This window comes from Dyadobacter sp. LHD-138 (assembly GCF_030929615.1).
GTDB lineage: Bacteria > Bacteroidota > Bacteroidia > Cytophagales > Spirosomataceae > Dyadobacter.
The window spans coordinates 22,930-46,570 of sequence record NZ_JAVFVU010000013.1; the positions used below are offsets into that span (position 1 = coordinate 22,930).

The window sequence follows — 23,641 nt, forward strand, 5'->3', positions numbered from 1 at the left end:
TTTTTATAATAAGCTATTTATCATCCGGTTACTGAGCTAATCGCACATAGCTAATTGCCAATAGCTACATAAGTCCGGTATGTTAACGAAACATAATTTGTTTCCCATCGGCGGGGACTGTTATTTTGTCAACCAAATATCAGCCTTATTCCCGCTATGAAAATTTTGTCTCTTGCTGTTTTATTCTGTTCCATTGTTGTATTGCATGGATATGTTTCAAAAGGAGGGGATTTAAAAGACGATAAACAAAGTCCGCTTCAGCACAAGCTGATGAAACTGAGACCGGATGCGGTTTGGAAACAGATCGCTGCCGTACCGCTTCATTTTTCCGCGGGTCATCCGCAGGGTATGGTTAAAATCGGTGACTATTTTTTTATGACCTCTGTCAAAGTAAAAAAATGGCCGAAGAAATATGCTGAACAAAACAAGGAATATGATCGTGACGCTGGTGAAGGCGTGGGTCATTTATATAAATTTGATAAGGAAGGGAAATTATTATCCGATATAACCCTTGGTGAAGGAGACATTTATCACCCCGGCGGCATCGACTTTGACGGAAAAAATATCTGGATACCCGTCGCGGAATATCGTCCCGATAGCCGCGCTATCATCTATAACGTTGACCCGGTAACGATGAAAGTTACGGAGATTCTTCGCTGCAAAGATCATATCGGTGCCGTGGTTTATGAACCTTCAAGCCGCATGCTCACTGGAATGAGCTGGGGTGCTGGAAAGTTTTACAAGTGGAATCTTAAAAACCGCGAACCGAAAGTTGCTGATTTTTTTCCGCCGCTGCATGCGGCTGACAATAAATCATTATACATCAATTATCAGGATTGCCATTATATTGGTAATCAGCTGATGCTATGTTCGGGCCTTGGGAATTATAAAACGGCAGAAGGGAAATCTTTTAGTATGGGCGGATTTGATATCATAAGCCTGAAAGATTATCGGCCTGTAAGCCAGCTTCCCATCAACCTCTGGTCGCCTTCCGGTAGAATTATGACGAGCAATCCGTTTTGGGTTGAAGAAACAGCAACTGGTTTACGGACCTATTTTGTGCCGGACGATGACGGAGCGGCCACACTTTTTATTTATGAAGTCAATATCTGATCAATATGGCTTGAATAACTGGTTTAACGTATACCTTTCGGCGTCATTGCGTAAGGCTTTCCAATATTCCAATCCTTTAATAGGGCCGGTAAATAATATGACCGGAAATGTATAAACGGTAAATTAAATCCTGATTTAAAGTAGCTGTTTTCGGGAAAATAATACCAGAAAGAAATACCAATATTGCAACGAGGTTGTTCCGTATAGTGATCTCGCCATATGGCACAACGGTCAGGTTAGCCGTTGTGCCAATCTTTTCGAATTTTGATAAGCGCTCCGATACAAAAGCTCAGCGTTTCGACTGGGTTACCTCATAATTGTTTGATTCACGGTCCATCGTGTCCGTAAAAGTTTTATAATGTTCTGCTGCCTTTTCTGCTCCAAACATCTTTGTCAGCAGGGACTCCACATCATAATCCCCGCCCGCTACAACCGGATCCATGATGAAAATGTATGGATAAGTTCCATCGGGATCCGCCTTGCCGGCATGCATCGTCCGGGTTTGTTTAAATACCCGTTGCTCATCTTCTGAAAGTTTGGTTGATGCTGGCCAGAATACGTTATGGATAAAATTTTCAAACTGCTCACGTTTATCTGCCTTCACATGTTGCACAATGACCCAGACCGTTTCATTTTCCTTGGCGCGGGTCAGGCTTTGTCCAAATCCCGCGTTGGTGCTCAGCAGGACGATTAAAATGAGATATAAAGTTTTCATAATCAATAAGGTTTAAATGATGAATGAAAGACTTACGCTGATACAATATGAAATATAATGAATCTTGACCGTAGTTGTTTTCCTTTGATGAAGAATTGATTAAATGGCTTATTTGTCTAATTTTTAGTTTGTTATGTATGTGATGGTTGCTTGTAATGTCAAATGATGTGGGGAGTTGCTGGATTTTTGATCCCGGCCAGATTAGCGTGCAGGATAGTCTTTAAGTATAATTTCAGTTTCATTAGGTGTGAATTTTTAGAGTATTATTGGGCTGTTTCTGTGTTTTAGTAGTACAATAGCCATAGATCCAAATAGTTTCTGACTTAAAAAACTTTTACTGCCTGATATGAATATGCTGAGATCGGTTCCTCTTTTCCTGCTCTTTCTTGTTTTAAATTTTGGTTATCCTTTTCAGGAAACAGGGCAAAAACCTGTTGAGATATCTGCCGTTAAGGATGTGCAGCTTCGCGTTGTCCAAAACCAGACTGATGAAACCATCAGCATTTTTCGCGGCGCCGACACCAAGCCGATTTTAACCCAAAATGCAAAGGCAAATTTTCGCCCTTACCTGCATCCCCTGGTTGCGCCGGATGGAAAGGGCGTTTTAACCGAATACAGTCCCGGACATCACAAACATCAGACCGGTATTTATTGGGGATATACCCGGGTGAACGGTCGTGATTATTTTCATCATCCGGATGGCGGTTACTGGCGCAGGGTTTCGGCAACAGTTGTAGAAGCAAAAGGCACTCAGGTGAAATGGCAGACGGTCTATGATCTGCTGGATTCAACCGGAACCGCCGTTTTAACGGAGACACAAAACTGGTCGATGCGCCAGAAAGAGGGTAAATACCTGCTGGATCTGGAATGGAATGGAGAGGCAAAGACGGACGTAACGATTGGCAAATATGACTACGGCGGGCTTTTCGTGCGTATGCCGTGGAAAGAGGGAATTAAGGGCGAGGTGATTAATGCGGCTCGTCAGCGAAATGAAAAAGCCGAGGGGCAGCCCGCGATGTGGGTAGATATTGCCATGCAGGTAGCAGGCAGAGATGATCTGGCACATATCGCCATTCTGGACCATCCTGAAAACAAAGGTTATCCGCAAACATGGCGGGTTGACGGTCAGCTGGGTGCCGGACCTGCCAGGGCACGAAAGGCGGACTGGCAGATTAAAAAAGGTGAAACGGAGGTCATTAAACATGAACTTGTCGTATACACCGGCACGCTGAACGATGTGGAACTGACGAAAACCTTTGGTGAATTTATTGGAAATAACGGAACCTATAACACGGCCGCTCTTTGGGCGATTGCCCAAAAGGAGGGTAGGGAAGCCAAGTTTTTGAGTGCACAGGAAGCTGTTGCCGCCATGACGGTTAAGGAAGGATTTCAGGTGAACGCCTGGGCTTCGGAGCCGATGATGACGCAGCCGATGGCATTTTGCTGGGACGATCGCGGACGCATGTGGATTGCAGAAAACAAAGATTATGAATCCCGGGGAAAGGGTTTTTCCAACGCGGGTGATAGCCGGATATTGATTCTGGAAGATACAGACAAGGATGGTGTAGCGGATAAGCGCACGGTTTTTATGGAAGGGATCGCTTTCCCGTCAGCCATCGCCGTCGGATTTGATGGCGTTTTCATCGGTGCACCACCCAATTTACTCTTTGTTCCGGATAAAAACAGAGACGACAAAGCGGACATGGATGACATTGAAGTACGTCTGACCGGCTGGGGAATCCGTGACAGGCATGAAACATTAAACAGCTTTCATTGGGGACCCGACGGATGGCTTTACGGCTTGCAGGGCTTTGCGACGCCGTCCAAAGTAGGTAAGCCTGTTGGGAAAGGGAAACTTTATAAACACAAAGATCCTTTTCCAAATGACACGTTGAAGGATGGGACGGATATCAATGGCGGGGTTTGGCGCTATCACCCGACCAAAGATAAGTTTGAAGTTGTTGCGCATGGTTTCAGTAATCCGTGGGGTATCGACTATGACGCAAAAGGCCAGTTGCTGATGACGGCCTGTGTTATTCCGCATTTGTGGCACGTGGTTCCCGGAGGGATTTATCACCGGCAAGGCGGACAGCATTTTAATCCTTATGTCTACAATGATATCAAAACTATCGCAGACCATAGCCACCGATCGGCACATGGAGGTGCCAGGGTTTATCAGTCCGATGCTTTTCCGGAAGCCGAAAGAGGAAGGTTGTTTATGGCCAATATTCATGAGCACGGCATTTTATCTGATATTCTTGAACGGAAGGGTTCCGGTTTTAGCGGTAAACACGGAGACGATTTCATGATGGCGAACAACGCGCAATGGGTTGGGTTCAGTATGGAAGTGGGACCGGAAGGCGGGCTTTATGTGCTCGACTGGCACGACGCGGATATTTGCGGTTCGGATGTTCTGAATGCTGAAACCGGCAGGATTTTCCGGGTGATGCCCAAAGTTTCCCGGGCTGAAAACTGGAAAGACCGTTATGCTGACCTTGATAAGTTTTCTGACATTCAGCTGGCCGAACTCCAAACGAGCAAAAGTGAATGGCACGCGAGAAGGGCCAGGATAATCCTGCAAAACCGGGCTTCAAAAGGTAAAATGGCGAAGCAGGCTTATGACAAATTACTTGATTTATATCAGACAAACGCCAATGCAGACTTCCGTCTAAGGGCGATGTGGACCTTGCAAATAACAGGTGGATTTACCCCGAGAACCTTGTTCGACGCGCTGAATGACAAAGACGAATACATCCGTGCCTGGGCTATCCAGTTTTTAACGGAGGATCGGGATGTGGTTCCTGAAGTTATCGAAAAGTTTGCCCAAATGGCTGCAACCGATAAATCTCCGGCCGTACGTTTGTATCTGGCATCGGCGCTTCAGAGAATGGATGCTGCTGAAAGATGGCGTGTTGCGGGCGCCTTGCTGGCTCACCTGGAAGATGCCAATGACCATAATATTCCCAAAATGATCTGGTACGGTATCGAGCCGTTGGTGAAGGAAAACCCGGCGCGTGCGCTTGAAATGGCGGATAAAAGTAATATGCCCATGGTAACGCAATGCATTGCCAGAAGGGCGGTGGACGCTGATGCACTCGAAATCCTCGTAGCAGCAGTGGGTAAAAAGTCAAAAAATCAGGTTGCGTTGCTGGAAGGTATGCGGGATGCGTTGGATGGGCGGACGGATGTTAAGACACCAGCGAACTGGAAAGCTGGTTATGCCAAACTGAAACTGGGAGAAAAACCGGTAGCGCAGCTGGCTGGTGAATTGTCAAATCATTTTGGAGATACGGAGGCGGCAAAGAATGCCATGGCAGATTTGAAAAATCAGAAGGCAGCGGTAGATCAGCGAAAAAAATCGCTGCAATTGCTGGCATTGCGCCAGAGACCTGAACTGGTAAAGGAACTGCCCGCTTTGCTGGATGAGAAGGATCTTCGACTGGATGCGATCCGGGCTATTGCCGGTTATGACAGCGAACCTTTGGCAAAATTGCTGATTGAGCGTTATCCTAAATTCAGTGCTTCTGAAAAATCTGAAACCATTCAGACGCTGGCTTCCCGGCCAAAGTCGGGCTGGCTGTTGACCCAGGCCATTTCGAAAAATGTCATTGCTAAAAAAGATATCCCAACCTATGTTGCCAGGCAATTACGAAGGGTTGTGGGGAGCGGTTTTGTAGAAGTTTGGGGGCCGATCGATCATGTGGCTTTTGACGAAAAAGCCTATAAAAAGTATAAAAATCTACTTTCGGGAAAAACGGTGGATCAGGCCAGTCCTATTCAGGGAAGACAGGTTTTTAAGAGAACCTGCGCGCCGTGTCATAAAATGTATGGAGAAGGCGGTATCATCGGTCCGGATCTGACAGGATCAAACCGAAGCAATGTTGATTATCTGCTGGGAAATATCCTGGATCCGAGCGGAGAAATTCAGGATGATTATAAGATGGTGGTCGTTACCACCCGCGACGGCCGTACTTATGTGGGCAATGTAGCCAAAGAAACGGAACGGCAGGTTACACTGCGAATCGTGGGGCAGGATGCTGTCGTGATTAATAAGTCTGATATTCAGACAAGGGAAACGACACCCGTTTCGATGATGCCAATGGGTTTGCTGGAAAGTTTATCGGACAAGGAAATAACGGAACTGATCAGTTTCATGCGGACCACCAAACCGGTCACCGCGTCAAAATAGAAGCCGGCTGACGCTGGACTTTAACTTTTGTATAAAACCTCTTTCTGAAATATGATGCACCCAAAACTGTTATTGAGATGCTGTTTGATATTATTGATAAATTTGATTTTCTGCTGTTTCGCAGATGCGCAAACGGGTGGGCTTACAAACTATCTCAAACTCGTTCCGGGATCTCAGCATTCGTCGTCCAACCGGATTGTTCTGGCTTCCGACATTGACAGCACCTGGAATAAGTGGCAGGAGAGAGGGTATAATTTTGGTTTTAATCCAAAGATAACCCCCATGTATACGACCATTGACGGAATTCTCAGTACGCCGTACATGATCCAGGTGCGGGGAAATGCCAACGAAAGAAACCGGAAGCGCTGGGGGTTTCACGTGTTTGAAGGATATGCCAGCGATGACAAATCACGTATCACTTTTTTGGTCAATAAACATCTCGAACTGGGTCGTCCTGTTGCAGAAGCCTATTATTACAGCAGTATTTACGATCATTCCGAGGCGGCTTATAACTGGTTTAAACTGGGGTCAGATGTCCGGCAGCATTCGTTTTTATTTGGTCGGGACAAAGCCATATTTTATGGTTCCCTCAAACTGACCAATACCGTTACACTGGGAAATATCGGTAAAGAAGATATTGTTGAAAATCAGCCTGAAAAGGATGCGGAGCAGAATTACGCGGAGGACGCCAAGCACGTAAATTTTAAAGAATTGAAAGGAAGCGGAAACGGAGCGATGTTTTACGATAAGGACCGGAATATCGTCGTAATCAAAGTCGATGGGAAATGGATGAAAGTTGCCGTGGAGCCGTTGCCGGACGACGTTAAATATCCCTTTTGAATACAATAGAATTTAAATTGTCTATGCTTTATAATTTATTTAAAACCCGCTTTCAAACTTATTAACGATATGAAAAATCAGGAGATTTCAAGAAGACAATTTCTGGGCGCTTCGTCGCTGGCGGTGGCTGGTATGGCACTTATGTCAGAGTCGACGTTTGGCATGCCAGCCTATATAAAAAATCTTGGCAAACCGAATTCACTTTTCAACGGCGTCCAGATTGGTGTCATCAGTTATTCCTGGCGAAGTATGCCAAGCAGTGCCGAGCAGGTTTTGCAATATTGCATTGAAAGCAATATCAGTGCGATTGAACTGATGGGGCCAGCCGGTGAATCTTTTGCAGGCGCACCGACAGCACCACCTCGTCCGGCCGGAACACCTGGTGGACGACGTCCGGAACTTACGCCAGAGCAAAAGGCAGAACAGGAAGAATATACCAAAAAGCTTGCAGAATGGCGCGCGAAGGTGCCTATGGCCAAATTTGTACAGCTTCGGAAATTGTATAACGATGCGGGTGTAAACATTTATGCCTTCAAACCTTCGGCGCTGAATGCCAATAATACGGATGCCGAGGTTGATTATGCTTTTCGTGCAGCCAAGGCGTTGGGCGCAAATCAGGCGACGGTAGAATTGCCGACGGACGTGGCACAGACGAAACGTCTTGGTGAGATTGCCGGAAAGAATAAAATTTACGTCGGTTATCACGGACATTTGCAGCAGACATTTACAGCCTGGGATGTTGCTTTGGGGCAATCAAAGTACAATGCGCTGAATTTCGATATGGGACATTATGTAGCCGCAGGTTTTGATCCGCTGGAATTGATAAAGGCCAAGCACGAACACATCGTAAGCATGCACACGAAAGACCGAAAATCAAAAGCGAATGGTGGGCAAAATATGCCCTGGGGCGAGGGTGACACCCCCATCATTGCTGCCCTGGAACTGATGCGAAAAAATAAGTATAAATTTCCGGCAACGATCGAACTGGAATACGATATCCCGGCCGGTTCGGATGCGGTCAAGGAAACAGCGAAATGTGTTGAATATGCACGAAAGGCTTTGATGGCGTAAAAGTGAACAGATCTGGCTGCAGGTATTTACAAGTGCCGGATCTGTTTATTTCATGATTTTGGACACCATTCTAAAATACTATTTTCAAACAATTATTTTCAAAACCCCAGGCCATTAAAGGCTGCAACTTCACGGGGAGATTAAATTTTTGGTTCAGTCTTCGTCTCACCAAATTAATTGTATTTCCAAACCATTCATCTGTGTTTCGCGTTAGAATTCTTACATAGGTAACCAGTATTTATTTTCTTGAATATGCAAACCGAAGACCTGTTAAAACAAATAGAATTCATCAAAGAAATCGACAAGTTAAAATACATTCAACGCCGGACAAAGTTATTCAATAGCGACCGGAACGAGAATGATGCGGAACATAGCTGGCACCTGGCGATGATGGCAATTATCTTATCCATGCATTCCAATGTCGAAATTGATGTTCTGAAGGTGGTCAAAATGGTACTGATCCATGATATCGTGGAGATCGACGCAGGTGACACTTTTATTTATGACACAACAAAAAATCACGTCAATACGGACGAGGAGCGCGTTGCTGCGGAAAGAATTTTCGGTTTACTACCCGCGGAACAGGCGCAGGAATTGATTGCCGTTTGGGAAGAATTTGAAGCTGGTGAAAGTCATGAAGCAAAATTTGCAAAATCCATGGACAGACTGGAACCTTTGCTGCAAAATGTTTCCAATAACGGCGGTACCTGGCAAGAATTCAATGTGGATTATCAGAAGGTGTACGAAAAGAAACAGGTTATCAAAAACGGCTCGGTTTCCATCTGGAATTATGCGGAAAAACTGATTGAGGAAAGTGTTGAAAAGGGTATTTTGAAAAAGGACAGTTCAGGCCGTTAAAACGTCAAACGAATATTCTTTTTTATCGTCAAACGGGAAAGGGGGGACGGATAATCTGGTTTTAAGAAAAATAAATACCCGTTTGGCGCTAATAACAGCGTCAGGAGTCTTATGTTTATGACGAAATTCCTAAACATAACTTATAACCTGAAAATGCGTATTCATTTTAAAATTGCCGGTTTCCTTCTTTGTTGCCTTTTTTATCGCGTAAATGCCCAGGAAATTCCAGTCTGGAAACCGGAGTTCGAAAACAAGAAGCCGGCAGACTGGCTGGTTCAGCCCCTGACCGAAAAGGCCCGGATTTATAAAAGTCAGGATGGCCGGGACATTGTGTTATCCAACGGACTGCTGAAACGAACTTTCCGGATTACACCTGACCTTGTCTGCACGGATTTCAAAAACCTGAGTAACGGACAGCAATTGCTGCGCACCGTAAAACCCGAAGCACGTTTAACGCTGAACGGGAAGCGTTACAACATTGGTGGTTTGTATGGGCAAAAGGAAAATGCCTATCTGCTGCCTGAATGGGTGGATCAGTTAAAAACCTCGGACAGTGCCTTTCATTACACCCGATATTCGATAATGGAGATTAAACCTTATCTCAACTGGAAGACTTCCATGTGGACGGGCAATAAGAAAAATGCGCAGGGGAAGACGATCAGCTTTCATTTTGCATCATCTTTGTCGGCACTGAAAGGACTGGAAGTGTCTGTTCATTATGCCATTTATGATGGAATTCCGTTGATCAATAAGTGGATAACGTTGCAAAATAATACGGACAAGGAAGTCATGCTGGATCAGGTGGTCAATGAAATTCTGGCCGTAGTGGAAGAAGAAAGCGCTGTGGAAGGAAATACGGAACAAATGGCTACGCCTAAGGGTATTTATGTCGAAAATAATTTTGCTTTCAACAATGCGATGCGCTACAATCTGAGCGATCAGGCTACGCACTGGAAAGTGGATCCTGCTTATACTTCTCAGGTCAATTACCGATACCAGACGCCCTGTCTGCTGGAAGTGCATCCCAAGATAAACATCGGTATAAAACTGAAAAAAGGGGAGCATTTTGAATCCATTCGTACCTACGAACTTTTGCAGGATAGTTATGACCGGGAGCGGAACGGGCTTGCCATACGGAAAATGTACCGGACCATTTCCCCCTGGGTTACCAGCAATCCGATCTTTATGCACCTGGTCAGTAAAAATGATCAGGAAGTAAAAACGGCGATCGATCAATGTGCAGCAACAGGTTACGAGGCTTTGATCCTTAGTTTTGGAAGTCATTGTAACATGGAAGATACAACAGCGTCGAATCTGAAAAAATGGAAACAGCTGGCTGACTATGCGCACAGTAAAAATATCCTGATCGGCAGTTATTCACTGTTTAGCTCGCGAAAAATAAGTCCGGAAGATGATGTCATTGACCCAAAAACGGGCAAACCGGGTGGGGCATTCTTTGGTAATGCGCCATGCCTGGGCAGTAAATGGGGACTGACCTATCTTGAAAAGCTCAAACATTTCATGACGTATACAGGCTTCAATATTTTTGAAAATGACGGCCCTTATCCGGGAGATGTCTGCGCTTCCACGACGCATCCCGGTCATGAGGGTTTGCATGATTCGCAATGGAAGCAAATGGGGCTGCAAAAAAGCCTGTACCACTGGTGTAATGAAAATGGAATTTACGTCAATGCGCCCGACTGGTATTTTTTAGATGGAACGCACAAAATTGCGCTGGGTTATCGTGAGGTTAATTTTTCGTTGTCGAGAGAACAGCAGATGATATTAAACCGGCAGAATATCTTCGATGCAACCTGGAATGAGATACCTTCGATGGTATGGGGTTTTGTGCCACTCACCAAGTATCAGGGCGGAGGGCCTGATGCAATTCTAGAACCGCTTTCCGAACATCTGGATGCCTATGAGCAGTTGATGATGCAATATTACGGAGCCGGCGTTCAGGCTTGTTACAGAGGGCCGAGGTTGTATGATACCGAAGCGACAAGAAAAAAAGTGGAAGGTGTTATTCAATGGTATAAAAAATACCGGGACATTCTCAACGCTGATATCGTCCATTTGCGCCGCGCCGATGGCAGAGATTGGGATGGTATCATGCACGTCAACCCTGCGTTGAAAGAGAAAGGGTTGGTTATGCTTTACAATCCTTTAAATGAAGCCATCACCAGAGACATAAAAGTGCCGGTTTATTTTACGGGAAAACATGACGCTGTAAAAATCAGGGTAAAAGACGGCGTTGCCAAGGCTTATACAGTGGATCGGAATTACAACGTATCGATGGCCGTTCAGATCCCTGCCAAAGGTTATACCTGGATGGTGCTGGAATAAGATACTGGCGATGGCTGTCGGCAAGCGGCTTTCAGACTGTTGCGGTGCGGAGATGTCGACCCTTGGCGGTCTGATTGCCGAAGGTTGATAAAAAAGTGGTTACTAACTTCGAACGAGCGATAGCCTCGTGATTTAGCAGAGATTTATCCCATGCGACCGCCGGCAACCGAAAGTCGACCATCAACATGTCACCGAAAAAATTTAATTGATAACTTGTCGTTCCCGTCGATAATTATCAGAATAAGTTTAAATTGGGTTTCAAATACTGTTTGCCTGAACGATTTAAGATGACATACTTCCTCTTATACCCTAATCAGGAAATGTTGGAAACGGTATGTTTTGATAAAATTAACGACGATACTGAATGACACCGCAAAAATCCCTGACCCGACTTGACTCTATTGATGTTTTCAGAGCTGTTACGATGTTTTTGATGATTTTTGTTAACGACCTGTGGACACTGGAAGGCGTGCCAAAATGGCTCGAACACAGTGCCGCAGCAGACGATGCGATGGGGTTTTCGGATATTATTTTTCCTGCATTTCTTTTCATTGTCGGGCTTTCGATCCCGTTTGCCATCATGAACCGGAAGTCAAAAGGGGATAGTGACACGACCATTCTCATGCATATTGGCGAACGCACCCTGGCGCTGCTCCTGATGGGGTTTTTCACCGTGAACCTGGAAAACGCCCACAGCGAAATGCTGATCAGTAAATATGTCTGGCAGCTGTTGATGGTGATCGGATTTTTGCTAATCTGGAATGTGTATCCGGCAAGACCGGAAAGGAAATCGTTTTATACCTTGTTGAAATTTATCGGGTACTTGATCCTTGCCGGACTGGCGATGATTTACAAAGGTGGGGAAGGCACAGAAGTGACCTGGATGAAACCACATTGGTACGGGATTCTCGGTCTGATAGGCTGGTCATATCTGTTGTGTGCAACGATTTATCTTTTTATTCTTGACCGGACTGTGTTAATCGTTGCTGCATGGATTTTTTTCGCTCTTTTCAATCTCGCAGACTTTGCCGGTCTTTTGGGATTTCTGGATGAGATGCGAAAGCAGTTGTGGATTGTGGGCAGCGGATCTATGCCTGCTTTTACGATGGGTGGGGTTGTTGTTTCGGTCATTTACAAACAATATTCCAAAGAACTGGCCCCTAAAACTTTCCTTCTGATTTTGTTGGTACTTGGTATTTTGTCATTGGCTTATGGATTTGGCACAAGACCATTCTGGGGAATTTCCAAGATAAGGGCTACGCCAGCCTGGGTGGGTATCTGTTCAGGAATCAGCTTCATTGCCTTTGCATTTTTCTATTGGCTGACAGATTTGCAGGGAAAGAAAAACTGGGCAAAGATCCTGAAACCAGCAGGAACCTCCACATTGACCTGTTATCTGATTCCCTACATTTGGTATGCTGTGGTCGCGCTGGCCGGGATTAGTCTGCCGTTGATCGTACGAACCGGCGTTGCGGGCATTGTGAAATCAATAGTATTTTCTTTGCTCATCGTCGTAGTTACGGGAATGATCAATAAAGCAGGTATCAAACTGAAAATCTAAAAATTCCGGACAACCCACATATTTCATCGGTGTTGTAATGGAGATTCACGGTATTTGGAGTCACTATTAATCCGAGGGGCATCGAACTTAATTTTAAATCTAATTGGAGAAAAAATATTAAACGCAGAGTAAAGGGAGTTTAGCGCTGAGTTTGGGGAGGTGTTTTAATTAGAGAAAAAATATTAACGCAGGGTAAAGGGAGCGGTCCGCCGCGCGGTTGAGCGCTGAGAAATCTAATTCAAAACCCGCTTGGTTAATAGTAAAAGGAGTTAAATACCTCTCCGAACTCCCCGCTCAACTCCCTTTACTCTGCGTTTAATTATAGATATTAATACAGTTGAAAATTTCGATATGATCGAACCTTACGGGATGGTATATTTTGGATTATTTTTCTTTATAAAGTGAATCTGTTTTTATAAATAATATCAGGATGAATAATAGAAGAGAATTCGTAAAAAAGGGAGTTGTCGGTTTGATGGCTGGTTCGTTGGTTTCCGTACCTGAAAGCTTTGCGCGGCCCCTTAAAGAAAAGAAAGAGGATTTGTTTAAACTGGCTATGGCCGGATATAGTTTTGTTCATTTCAATCTGGATCAGTCGCTAGTGATGATGAAGAAAACGGATGTGCATTATTTATGCATTAAGGATTTTCACCTGCCTTACGCAAGTACCGCCGAGCAGATCACGGCATTTCATGAGAAGTTAAAAGAGTCGGGGGTGACAGGATACGCCGTTGGCCCGATATACGCAAAGTCGCCCAAGGAGATTGACAATTCTTTTGATTACGCGAAAAGGGTAGGTGTGAAGTTAATCGTTGGGATTCCCAGTCACGAAGACCTGCCTTATGTGGCTCAAAAAGTAAAAGAAACAGGCATTCGCTATGCCATCCATATTCACGGCCCCGGCGACAAACTTTACCCGAATGCAGTAACAGTCTACAATCTGATCAAAGATCTGGATCCGGGTCTTGGTATTTGTTTTGATATGGGGCATGATACACGTTACGGAAATGACGCCATCGCGGACCTTGAAAAATACCAGAAGAGAATTTTCGATATACACTTGAAAAATGTGACAGCGGCAACCAAGGAAGGTACAACCTGCGAACTGGGACGCGGTGTGATCGATATTCCGTTATTTGTCAAAACATTGCGAAAAATCAAATACTCGGGCATGTGCAGCCTGGAATATGAGAAGGATATGAAGGATCCTCTGGCCGGAATTGCCGAATCGGTGGGTTACTACAAAGGTGTTTGCCAGGCCAGCTAGTCGGGTTTAATGGTTGTTTTAAGATACCTGACGGGTCAGGAAAGAAGCTGATTTATATTTTATTTATAAAAAATGTATTGAAAAACAGTCATTTAAGTTTTTCTGATCTAAATTTCGTTTTAACGGCATGATCAAAAATGCCTTAAAACGCTACTTTTGTGCCAGGCTAACAGTAATAGTTTTACTCAATGCTTTTATATTAATCTGATTTTTTCAACATAAAAAACGTTCAACTCATGCTTCAGTCAAAACCTTTTGATCAAACGGCAGCATATAAAAAGCTGAAAACCCACTACAAAACCATTTCACAAAAGCACTTAAAGGAACTTTTTGAAGAAGATACTGAACGTCATCGTAAATTTTCAATTCGTTTTGGTGACATCGTTTTAGATTATTCCAAAAACCGTATCACGACACGTACACGTTCATATCTGGTTCAGCTTGCAGAAGAGTGTGGTTTATCTGACGCGATTGAGCAAATGTTCAGCGGTGAAAAAATCAATGCCACCGAAGGACGTTCTGTGTTACATACTGCTTTAAGAAACCGTTCCAATACGCCTGTGCTTGTGGACGGCAAGGATGTAATGCCGGATGTGAATGAAGTCCTGGCAAAAATGAAGGAATTTTCTAACAAAATCCGTTCAGGTGCCTGGAAAGGTTATACAGGAAAAGAAATTACCGATATCGTCAACATTGGCATTGGTGGTAGTGATTTGGGGCCGGTGATGGTTACCGAAGCACTTAAATCATACGGAAAAAAAGGACTGAACGTGCATTTCGTTTCCAATGTGGACGGAACGCATATCGCTGAAACCGTGAAGTCGCTTAATCCGGAGACAACATTGTTCATGATTGCCTCCAAAACTTTCACTACGCAGGAAACCATGACAAACGCGCTGACAGCACGTGGATGGTTTTTGGAAAAAGCGGGTGATGAAGAGCACGTAAAAAAACATTTCGTGGCGATTTCAACCAACCGTGCCGAAGTGGAGAAATTCGGCATTGACCCTGAAAACATGTTTGGTTTCTGGGATTGGGTTGGCGGACGTTATTCGCTATGGTCGGCCATCGGCCTGTCGATCGCTTGTTTTATCGGTTTCCAGAATTTTGAGCAATTGTTATCAGGTGCTCATGACATGGATAACCACTTCAAAACAACGAAACTGGAAAGAAATATTCCGGTCATCCTGGGCCTTTTGGGCGTTTGGTACAACAATTTCTTTGATGCACAGACGCACGCGATCCTTCCTTACGATCAATATCTTCACCGTTTTGCGGCTTATTTCCAGCAGGGAGATATGGAAAGTAACGGTAAATATGTTGGCCGTGACGGACAGCCTGTGAACTATCAGACGGGACCGGTTATCTGGGGCGAGCCTGGTACGAACGGACAGCATGCCTTTTATCAGTTGATCCACCAGGGGACAAAAGTTATTCCTGCGGATTTCATTGCGCCGGCAAATAGCCACAATCCGATTGGCGAACATCATAAAATGCTTTTGTCGAACTTCTTTGCTCAGACAGAAGCCCTTATGAACGGTAAGACGTATGAAGAGGCGAGTGCCGAGTTGAAAGCAGCTGGCAAAAGCCAGGAGGAAATAGATTTCCTTACGCCGTTTAAAGTATTCCAGGGAAACAAACCTACCAACTCGTTTTTAGTGAAAAAGATCACGCCGAAAGTTTTGGGGAGTCTGCTGGCTATGTACGAGCACAAGATTTTTGTTCAGGGAATTATCTGGAATATATTCAGTTTCGACCAGTGGGGCGTTGAATTGGGCAAGCAATTGGCCAACAAAATTTATCCGGAACTTCAAAACGACTGGCCGGTATCGAACCATGACAGCTCAACAAATGGTTTGATCAATCAATACAAACGCTGGAGATAACGGTCAAGAACAAGCTTCTTGAAACCATAACCCAGTAAAACGCCAACAGAATCTGCCACGGCATCCCACCAGTCAAAAGTGCGGTCGAATGGCAGGATCTGTTGGTAAAATTCTATCGCTACACCATAGGCCACGCCTATCAGAATAATAAATGTGCTTTTTGACGGATAGGTCAGAAGCCATAAAATCGTCCAGACGACAAAAAGACCAGCATGCACCAGTTTGTCAAAATGTGGGAAAGGAGGTGAGGGAATATCTTTTCCTGGCCAGGTGCAGGACCATAAAATAACTAACGTCCAGAGAATTGCAATCCACTGATTGCGGGAAACAAAGTTTAAAACTGCTTTAAATAAATCGGCGACCTGCATTATCAGACGGTTGAGTACACGGCAAATTTAGCCGTAGTTTTGATAAATACTGCCCTTAAAATCTACTTTCCATAAAAAATGCTGCCCCAGATTTTATCCTGACACAGCACTTTGGGCACCCAAACCTGATAAAAAGGAGGATTCAACTTATATTTTTTCAATGGAAAGATTTACTTTATAATCTTCCGGATTTGGTTTCGTGGTCGTTACGGGGTACGGCAGTACATCGTGGACAACGAGTGAATACATTTGATTTCCCAGCTTAAACGTCTGATGACCGGAAGCCTTGTTCTCATTTTTAAAAGAGATGGCAAGACTTGCCTTATTAGTCCCGTCCGAAATACTGAGTTGCAGATCCGCGCTTCCTGCCTGAATGCAGACCGTATTGGCAGGACACCGGCTTTCGTTTACTTCCAGAACATTGACAATAAGTGCCTGTCCCGGTATGGTTACGGGCGTCGACGTCCGGTACGAAGCATTGATCGTTTGGTCCTGAACCTCAGGTGCTTCGTCTTTTTTTGTCTCACATGCAACGCATGCAATCCATAACAAGGTGAGAATAATAGTTTTTTTCATGGCTGAAGGTTTTACATATGATTGTAAGACGTCAGTCACATGGAAAAGGTTGGAAAGGAATGGGGATTTTTTAGGAATATTTTAGATTTTTCGAAAAAGCAATGTCTTAAGGACTATTCGTTTAGCCGTTCCGGTAATACACTGAAACTTGAAAAGGAGGTTACACATCTCCGGTTTAGGCGAAGAGTAAATTTTGTTCAGGAAAGTGAAAAGTGATGGGACGAAAAGGAGGTGAGTTATTGGTGAAAATAATGATTGATAAATGATCAGCCATTGTCAGCAAATTCCGGATAAAGTGTCATCCCGCCGTCAATGTAAAGTGTTTCGCCATTAACATAGTCAGAGTCGTCGGAAGCGAGCCAGGCAACGGCTTTGGCCACATCCTGCGGCGTTCCAATTCTTTTGTAAGGAATTAAATGAAGTAGGTCTTTATATTTTTCAGGATCCGACCAAACCTCTTTATTGATCGTTGTTTTGATAGCTCCGGGACTTACCGAATTAACCCTTATTTTATGGGGAGCCAGTTCCTGTGAAATGGATTTCATCAGCATCATGATTCCGCCTTTGGATGCGGCATAATTAACATGTCCCGCCCACGGAATAATATCATGCACAGAGCTCATCAAAATGATTTTACCAATAGCCAACTCGCTGTGGTCTGACTCTTCCTGCTGTTCGGCTGCTTTCTGCTGCGCAACAAACTGACGCGCAGCTTCACGCGTGCATAAAAACTGACCCGTCAGATTCACGTCGATTACTTTCTGCCATTGCTGCAAAGTCATTTCCAGGAAGGACGAGTCCTGCTGCAAACCGGCGTTGCTTACCAGAATATCCAACCTGCCATACGTACTGATTGTTTGGCTGAACATGGCTTGCACTTCTTCTTCCCGGCTTACGTCCGCTTTTACGATAATCCCTGTGCCACCACCTGATTTGATCTCTTCCAGAACTTCCTGAGCAGCGTCCTTGTTGGCACTGTAATTGACAACGACGTTGGCGCCAAGCTGGCCAAAATAAACGGCACAAGCCCTGCCGATTCCCGAGCTGGAACCCGTTACAATGACGGTCTGCCCTTTGAACTTCTGATCAGTGTTAATCATATCGGTTCCTGCTCGATTGATTTCAATTTTTTCCAGACACTTCTGTTGATGTTTTTTACCGCCCAGTTTTTAGCGATCAGGATAGCTTTGGAAATAGCTTCTTTGGGAGAAATATTGGATGTTTTAAGCAATTCCTGGGCAATTGCCATCGCCTTTTCACGCGTTGTTGGAGATAGATACTTTAATTCTGGTAATGCCATCATAGAATCCATAAATGTAGAATTGGTTTTGTTGCTTATTGAAAGCGTAACGCTGAATAATAAAAATTTGTGCCAGGACTTTATCCCACTTAACGTCGTGCAGACGGAGATTATTTACGCATTTCTAAAATTTTAGTTGAAAAAAAATCCCCAACTAAAAAAAGAAGGGGATTTTTTAGGTATTATTTTCTTACTTGACTTCCTCGAAATTGACATCGGTTACGTCCTCTGCACCTTCGCTGGCTCCGTTGGCTTCTGCATTAGGAGCACCTTGCTGAGGCTCACCTCCCTGAGCGTACATCTCCTGGGAAGCAGCCTGCCATGCGGTGTTCAATTTTTCACTTGCAGCGTCAATGGCCGGCAAATCCTGGCTCTGGTGTGCAGTACGCAATTCAGCAAGTGCACCTTCGATCGCAGTTTTGTTTGGTTCAGACAATTTATCTCCGAATTCTTTCAACTGTTTGTCCGTTGAGAAAATAAGGCTGTCAGCGCCGTTGATTTTTTCGATTTTTTCGCGTTCTGCTTTATCAGCCGCTTCGTTCGCTTTCGCTTCTTCACGCATACGGTTGATTTCCGCATCGGTCAATCCGCTTGAAGCTTCAATGCGGATCTTTTGCTCTTTTCCTGTTCCTTTATCTTTCGCAGACACGTGCAGGATACCGTTTGCATCCACATCAAATGTTACTTCGATTTGCGGCGTACCACGTTGTGCTGGCGGAATATCGGAAAGGTGGAAACGGCCTAATGTACGGTTTTGGTTCGCCAAAGGACGCTCTCCCTGAAGAATGTGGATCTCAACAGAAGGTTGGTTGTCAGCAGCGGTTGAGAATACCTCCGTTTTCTTCGATGGAATGGTTGTGTTTGCTTCAATCAGTTTCGTAGAAACACCACCCAAAGTTTCGATACCCAATGACAAAGGAATAACGTCTAACAGAAGAACGTCTTTCACTTCACCCGTTAACACACCACCTTGAATAGCCGCACCAACTGCAACCGCTTCATCCGGGTTAACGTTTTTAGAAGGTTTTCTTCCGAAGAACTTCTCAACTTCTTCCTGAACACGAGGAATACGCGTTGATCCACCCACAAGAATAACTTCGCTGATATCACTGTTTGAATAACCAGCGTTTTTCATTGCTCTCTTGCAAGGCTCCATCATGCGTTGGAACAAAGTGTCTGCCAATTGTTCAAATTTGGCACGAGTCAATGAGCGCACAAGGTGTTTAGGGATACCATCTACCGGGAATATATAAGGCAGGTTGATTTCCGTTTGTGTCGAGCTTGAAAGTTCTACTTTGGCTTTTTCAGCTGCTTCTTTCAAACGTTGCAAAGCCATAGGATCTTTTGTAAGATCCACACCTTCGTCTGCCTTAAATTCAGCAGCAAGCCAGTTGATGATAACCTGGTCAAAGTCATCTCCACCCAGGTGGGTATCACCATCTGTTGATTTTACTTCGAAAACGCCTTCTCCCAATTCAAGAACAGATACGTCGAACGTACCACCTCCTAAATCGAAAACAGCAATTTTCATATCGATATGTTGCTTGTCAAGGCCGTAAGCCAAAGCAGCAGCAGTAGGTTCGTTGATGATACGTTTCACATCCAAACCGGCGATCTGGCCAGCTTCTTTGGTTGCCTGACGTTCAGCGTCATTGAAATAGGCAGGTACAGTGATTACTGCCTCTGTTACTTCTACTCCTAAATAATCTTCGGCAGTTTGTTTCATTTTTTGCAAAATGAAAGCTGAAACTTCCTGTGGAGTATATAAACGGTCACCGATTGGAATACGCGGCGTGTTGTTTGGGCCTTTTTCAACGCTATATGCGATGGTTTTCATTTCACTGGAAACCTCGTCATATTTTTTACCCATGAAACGCTTGATAGAGCTAATCGTATGCTTGGGATTGGTGATTGCCTGACGTTTGGCAGGCGCACCTACTTTACGTTCGCCGTTATCCATAAATGCAACCACAGAAGGAGTCGTACGAGCACCTTCGCTATTTGCGATTACGACAGGCTCATTACCTTCCATGACAGCTACGCAGGAGTTAGTGGTTCCTAAGTCTATGCCAATTATTTTTCCCATTGTTATATATTAAAAGTTAAAATTATTTGATTCTTAGTTCGGAACGCAGATTCATTGCTGAGTTTCTGTCGTACCCAGTTACTCCTAAAAAGCCCGTACCAGACGCCGGAATTAAATATATGCAGTGACAAACTGTCAGTTTTGACAGCATGGTTTTATCGTTACTTCAAGATGGGAGGGACGGATCTGTGGTAAAAAATACCCGGATCAGCCTTTCATATTAAAAGGTCAATCCGGGTATCGGTTCTTTTGACTGTATTAACGCCTTTTTTTTGTTTAATGATCTGGTAAACAATCTCTAAAAACACAGCTCAGCGCAATGAAATGGGATTAATAATACCACCAGCCGTCAGATTATTGTTTGACAAATTTTCCACTTTGGCTGGCGCTGTCTTTATTTTTGATGCGTAGAATATAAGTGCCGGCAGGTAAATTTCCCACAGGGATTTTTCCTGCATGAATAGCAGACATTTTTTGAAATTCTCTAACGATTGTGCCATTTATGTCAGTGATTTCGTATGCTGACTGCTGAAAAGATTCGTCTACTGTGACGTTTAATACATCCGAAGCGGGGTTTGGCCATAGACGGGTGATACTAAAATTACCCATATCCACAGAAATGATCCTCGAATACGTTGTGGTCTGGTCAAGATCAACCTGTTTTAAACGGTAATAATTAATGTTTGGCAATGGCTGCTCGTCCGTCGTATTGTACTGCTGCAAAGCGTGTATGGTCGCCGAGCCTTTTACGGTCGCCAGCGGTTGCCAGCTCATCGCATTTTCTGAACGCTCAACCACGAAATAATCGTTGTTGGTTTCTGATGTTGTTTCCCAGGTTATTGCCACCGTACTCCCCTGTTTTTTTGCGTTGAGGGACTTTAAGACAACGGGCAATGCGCCAGCTGCGAAAACTGCTTTATAGTCCAGGGTTGGGGTAGTGGCTGTGAATACTAATTCAGGGGACAAAGAAACGCTCACACCCGCTTTTTCCCATCTTTCAAAATGAAACCCGGTTTTAGCAACGGCTGTTAGCTTCATCGGATTATTTTGAAAATAAACGCCGGTCCAGGGATAGGGTGAGGCCGAAACGCCGTCAGTCGAAGGAAGGATATTCATTGTATTGACTTGGACATAACCTTGTGCCGCGTCATTTACATTGATGGTGATCGTCGTGTTTGCCAGATTTGCATTAAAGCTTTCGCGGATATGATTACGGAAATGTGTACCTCTCAGATTTACATAATTTTCAACACGGCTAACATTTTGCTCCCAGGCTGAGACGGATGCGGGTAGTTTCCACCTGGCAATATGTTCCTGCATCAGTGGGGCATAAATTGCTTTTGTTTCATTTAATAACGATAAAGATCGCGAAGACAGGAAGGTTGTATTCAGGAGGTCAGCTATGCGGTTTATAAAAAGAGTTTTGTACTCTGTATTTTCAAGGAGCTTTCTCAGTATTACCGAGGGAGGGCCTTTGCTTGTGGCACCGGGGATGTAGTTATCTTCTACATTGGAGAAAAGTCCCATCCCGAAGTCAATATCATAAAGCATCCATCTCCATCGTCCGTCATGACCATACGGGACATTGGCATTGGGATCATAGGTAACTTTATTTCGCCATAACCGGGTATTTTTATGGGGCCAGTCTATGTTGCCGCTAAAAATTTCAGCGATCTGATAATCAGTGAAATTGTCGATATCGATCATGGTTTTCAGCGTGTTGTAATTGGCCGTGGTTGCCAGCGGAAAATTGTTTACATAAGCCATGAGCTCATTGTACTTCGTGATGTCGCCCTCCTCTACCTCAGGTAATTCCACGTCGATCATATCGACGTTGTCACGGTTAACATTGTATTTTTTTTCAAGGTAATATTTATCGTATCGCTCCGTGATACTTTGAATACCCCAGTATTCTGAGTTGATAAATACGATTGCCGGTCTGGACAACTGGGTGTCAAAAGGTAGATTTCTTACAAGTTTTTGAAAGTATGCATCGCGGAGCAGCGCTGAATTATAATCATTTCCGGAGTTACGGAGCAGCAATCGTTTCGGGAATAGAGAAGGTTTTTCCGGGAAAACTGAAAAATTGAACTCTGTGTCACTGTACAGACGAAGTGTTTTTTGAGGCACCGAGCGGGAACATCCTCCGTGAATCCGAAAAGCGAAATTTTGGTTCAGCAATGGGCCACTGTTATCGAAAAATTCTATACTCCCCGGTCGCTCCCAAAGATCACCCCTTTGGCTAAAATTACCAATGGAGCAAAAATCAGCGGGTGTTGATGTGGAAGCCCGATATTGGTCGAATGTGATCCCGGGCGTATAAATTCCGGATGTATAGTCGAAAAATGAAGTTTCGGTAGATACCACTGAAACCACAGGTACCGGATATCTCGATACCCCGGATGGATTGATAAAAAAAGTTTTGGTAACCGTTTCACTGGGGCTGAACCCCGTTTTGAAAACCTTGACCCGAATGACGGTGCCTTTGTAAATCGGGCTGCTGGGAAGATAATCCGGCACGTAGGCAATGGATGAAGTTTTCATCGAAACCTCATTGGGCGCGGTTGCTCTATTGGTTATTGGAATCGGAGCGCTGTATAAAAGGGAAGTATAAGTATCGGATGAGAGGTTCATGTTGACACCTCCCGCACCGGTATTTCCACCCGTGTCATTGTAGCTGTTTTTGTATTGCCATGTTTTGACTGTGGTGCTTTCAACCGGTTCGGAGCCATCCAGTGTATATCGGATCGAAACGCCCGGCTCCGGATGGGTCAGGGCGAGTGAAAATTCTGTGGTGCGGAATCCGGCAGGTTCAGAAAACGTGGGAGGGGCCAGTTTTTGTAAAATTACACCGTTTGCATTGGTTGAGCCGGGAGTAGTCGTTGAGAAATAAACCCAGCTATTTACACCATCCTGCTGGCGGCCGAATGAAACATTGGCTGTTTGCTGTCCAAAACTGATGCCGTCGATAAACTCCTGAGCCGGTGAATAGATAACAAGGTCTTCACCTCCTGCCGCTAAACCGAAAGTGGTATGCGAACTACCGCGTTCCGGGTGGCTGCTGGCCCACATGATGATGAATCCATGGGCGGGAATCTTCGGTGAGTTCACGCCGGAGAGAACCTGGAATTTTGTAGGAGCAGAAGCATTATCGGAAATATAATAACCGCCCAGATCAATCTCGTAATCGTTGGGATTGTAGATTTCGAACCAATCTTCCCGTACGCCGGTGTTGTCGGTAATTCCGGTAGTATTGGATGCTACAATTTCATTAATGAAGAGGGTTTCTTTTGCCGTCGCGGTGTAATTGATCAGCGAAAGGGCAAATAACGTAAGGACGAAATTTAAAGATTTACCCATAATGTTAACTAGTTTTGATGAAATTTTTTCTATCAAAACTAGTTAACAATTTCGTAACATAAATACTAGCTTTTTACTATTTATCCTGCGGCAATGGCCACATGT

16 protein-coding genes are annotated in these 23,641 nt (G+C 44.5%); 9 read left to right on the forward strand and 7 right to left on the reverse strand.

Annotation, left to right across the window (positions count from 1 at the left end; genetic code table 11):
- Nucleotides 1-156: 156 nt before the first annotated feature.
- Nucleotides 157-1,113, forward strand: coding sequence for a DUF6454 family protein (locus tag RB622_RS11695; protein WP_308046731.1), 957 nt, complete (start codon nt 157-159; stop codon nt 1,111-1,113).
- A 289-nt stretch (nt 1,114-1,402) separates the two neighbouring features.
- Here the strand turns inward: RB622_RS11695 and RB622_RS11700 are convergent, their stop codons facing one another.
- The gene (locus RB622_RS11700) at nt 1,403-1,828 is read right to left on the reverse strand and encodes a hypothetical protein (RefSeq protein WP_308046732.1); all 426 of its coding nucleotides are present in this window, start codon (nt 1,826-1,828) and stop codon (nt 1,403-1,405) included.
- Nucleotides 1,829-2,174: 346 nt separating this feature from the next.
- Here RB622_RS11700 and RB622_RS11705 point away from each other — a divergent pair, with 346 nt between their 5' ends.
- The 8 genes from RB622_RS11705 to pgi all read left to right on the forward strand — a co-directional run bounded on the left by RB622_RS11705 (nt 2,175) and on the right by pgi (nt 15,846).
- Complete coding sequence (locus RB622_RS11705; RefSeq protein WP_308046733.1) at nt 2,175-6,017, forward strand: PVC-type heme-binding CxxCH protein; 3,843 nt, start codon at nt 2,175-2,177, stop codon at nt 6,015-6,017.
- A 102-nt stretch (nt 6,018-6,119) separates the two neighbouring features.
- Nucleotides 6,120-6,857 (forward strand): hypothetical protein, encoded by a 738-nt coding sequence (locus RB622_RS11710; RefSeq protein WP_308046734.1) that lies wholly within the window; start codon nt 6,120-6,122, stop codon nt 6,855-6,857.
- A 69-nt stretch (nt 6,858-6,926) separates the two neighbouring features.
- Nucleotides 6,927-7,928 (forward strand): TIM barrel protein, encoded by a 1,002-nt coding sequence (locus RB622_RS11715; protein WP_308046735.1) that lies wholly within the window; start codon nt 6,927-6,929, stop codon nt 7,926-7,928.
- A gap of 252 nt (nt 7,929-8,180) precedes the next feature.
- Nucleotides 8,181-8,786, forward strand: a complete 606-nt coding sequence (locus RB622_RS11720; protein WP_308046736.1) for an HD domain-containing protein — start codon at nt 8,181-8,183, stop codon at nt 8,784-8,786.
- 153 nt (nt 8,787-8,939) lie between these two features.
- The gene (locus tag RB622_RS11725; RefSeq protein ID WP_308046737.1) at nt 8,940-11,132 is read left to right on the forward strand and encodes an alpha-galactosidase; all 2,193 of its coding nucleotides are present in this window, start codon (nt 8,940-8,942) and stop codon (nt 11,130-11,132) included.
- 364 nt (nt 11,133-11,496) lie between these two features.
- Entirely contained in the window at nt 11,497-12,693 is a 1,197-nt protein-coding gene (locus tag RB622_RS11730) for a DUF5009 domain-containing protein (RefSeq protein ID WP_308046738.1), read from the forward strand.
- 430 nt (nt 12,694-13,123) lie between these two features.
- On the forward strand, nt 13,124-13,960 hold the full coding sequence (locus tag RB622_RS11735) for a sugar phosphate isomerase/epimerase (RefSeq protein WP_308046739.1): 837 nt from the start codon (nt 13,124-13,126) through the stop codon (nt 13,958-13,960).
- 236 nt (nt 13,961-14,196) lie between these two features.
- Nucleotides 14,197-15,846, forward strand: coding sequence for a glucose-6-phosphate isomerase (pgi, locus tag RB622_RS11740; protein ID WP_308046740.1), 1,650 nt, complete (start codon nt 14,197-14,199; stop codon nt 15,844-15,846).
- Here the strand turns inward: pgi and RB622_RS11745 are convergent.
- From RB622_RS11745 to RB622_RS11770, 6 genes are all read right to left on the reverse strand, one after another.
- Nucleotides 15,825-16,214, reverse strand: a complete 390-nt coding sequence (locus RB622_RS11745) for a VanZ family protein (protein ID WP_308046741.1) — start codon at nt 16,212-16,214, stop codon at nt 15,825-15,827. The two genes, pgi and RB622_RS11745, sit on opposite strands and share 22 nt — an antisense overlap.
- Nucleotides 16,215-16,361: 147 nt before the next feature.
- Entirely contained in the window at nt 16,362-16,790 is a 429-nt protein-coding gene (locus RB622_RS11750) for a hypothetical protein (RefSeq protein WP_308046742.1), read from the reverse strand.
- 266 nt (nt 16,791-17,056) lie between these two features.
- A complete protein-coding gene (locus RB622_RS11755) occupies nt 17,057-17,890 on the reverse strand; it encodes an SDR family oxidoreductase (protein ID WP_308046743.1) in 834 nt (277 codons plus the stop codon).
- Nucleotides 17,887-18,093 carry a hypothetical protein gene (locus tag RB622_RS11760; protein WP_308046744.1) on the reverse strand — a complete coding sequence of 69 codons (207 nt, stop codon included), beginning with the start codon at nt 18,091-18,093 and terminating at the stop codon, nt 17,887-17,889. Before RB622_RS11760 ends, RB622_RS11755 begins: the two co-directional genes overlap by 4 nt.
- A gap of 187 nt (nt 18,094-18,280) precedes the next feature.
- Nucleotides 18,281-20,176, reverse strand: a complete 1,896-nt coding sequence (gene dnaK / locus RB622_RS11765; RefSeq protein WP_308046745.1) for a molecular chaperone DnaK — start codon at nt 20,174-20,176, stop codon at nt 18,281-18,283.
- A 354-nt stretch (nt 20,177-20,530) separates the two neighbouring features.
- The gene (locus tag RB622_RS11770; protein ID WP_308046746.1) at nt 20,531-23,536 is read right to left on the reverse strand and encodes a CotH kinase family protein; all 3,006 of its coding nucleotides are present in this window, start codon (nt 23,534-23,536) and stop codon (nt 20,531-20,533) included.
- Nucleotides 23,537-23,641: the final 105 nt, after the last annotated feature.

Excerpts from the sequence above, each read along its gene's own strand:
- RB622_RS11745 (WP_308046741.1), bottom strand. The coding sequence starts at position 16,214 with ATGCAGGTCGCCGATTTATTTAAAGCAGTTTTAAACTTTGTTTCCCGC.
- dnaK (WP_308046745.1), bottom strand. The coding sequence starts at position 20,176 with ATGGGAAAAATAATTGGCATAGACTTAGGAACCACTAACTCCTGCGTA.
- RB622_RS11770 (WP_308046746.1), bottom strand. The coding sequence starts at position 23,536 with ATGGGTAAATCTTTAAATTTCGTCCTTACGTTATTTGCCCTTTCGCTG.
- RB622_RS11755 (WP_308046743.1), bottom strand. The coding sequence starts at position 17,890 with ATGATTAACACTGATCAGAAGTTCAAAGGGCAGACCGTCATTGTAACG.
- RB622_RS11695 (WP_308046731.1), top strand. The coding sequence starts at position 157 with ATGAAAATTTTGTCTCTTGCTGTTTTATTCTGTTCCATTGTTGTATTG.
- pgi (WP_308046740.1), top strand. The coding sequence starts at position 14,197 with ATGCTTCAGTCAAAACCTTTTGATCAAACGGCAGCATATAAAAAGCTG.
- RB622_RS11720 (WP_308046736.1), top strand. The coding sequence starts at position 8,181 with ATGCAAACCGAAGACCTGTTAAAACAAATAGAATTCATCAAAGAAATC.
- RB622_RS11730 (WP_308046738.1), top strand. The coding sequence starts at position 11,497 with ATGACACCGCAAAAATCCCTGACCCGACTTGACTCTATTGATGTTTTC.
- RB622_RS11715 (WP_308046735.1), top strand. The coding sequence starts at position 6,927 with ATGAAAAATCAGGAGATTTCAAGAAGACAATTTCTGGGCGCTTCGTCG.
- RB622_RS11760 (WP_308046744.1), bottom strand. The coding sequence starts at position 18,093 with ATGATGGCATTACCAGAATTAAAGTATCTATCTCCAACAACGCGTGAA.
- RB622_RS11750 (WP_308046742.1), bottom strand. The coding sequence starts at position 16,790 with ATGAAAAAAACTATTATTCTCACCTTGTTATGGATTGCATGCGTTGCA.
- RB622_RS11735 (WP_308046739.1), top strand. The coding sequence starts at position 13,124 with ATGAATAATAGAAGAGAATTCGTAAAAAAGGGAGTTGTCGGTTTGATG.
- RB622_RS11705 (WP_308046733.1), top strand. The coding sequence starts at position 2,175 with ATGAATATGCTGAGATCGGTTCCTCTTTTCCTGCTCTTTCTTGTTTTA.
- RB622_RS11700 (WP_308046732.1), bottom strand. The coding sequence starts at position 1,828 with ATGAAAACTTTATATCTCATTTTAATCGTCCTGCTGAGCACCAACGCG.
- RB622_RS11725 (WP_308046737.1), top strand. The coding sequence starts at position 8,940 with ATGCGTATTCATTTTAAAATTGCCGGTTTCCTTCTTTGTTGCCTTTTT.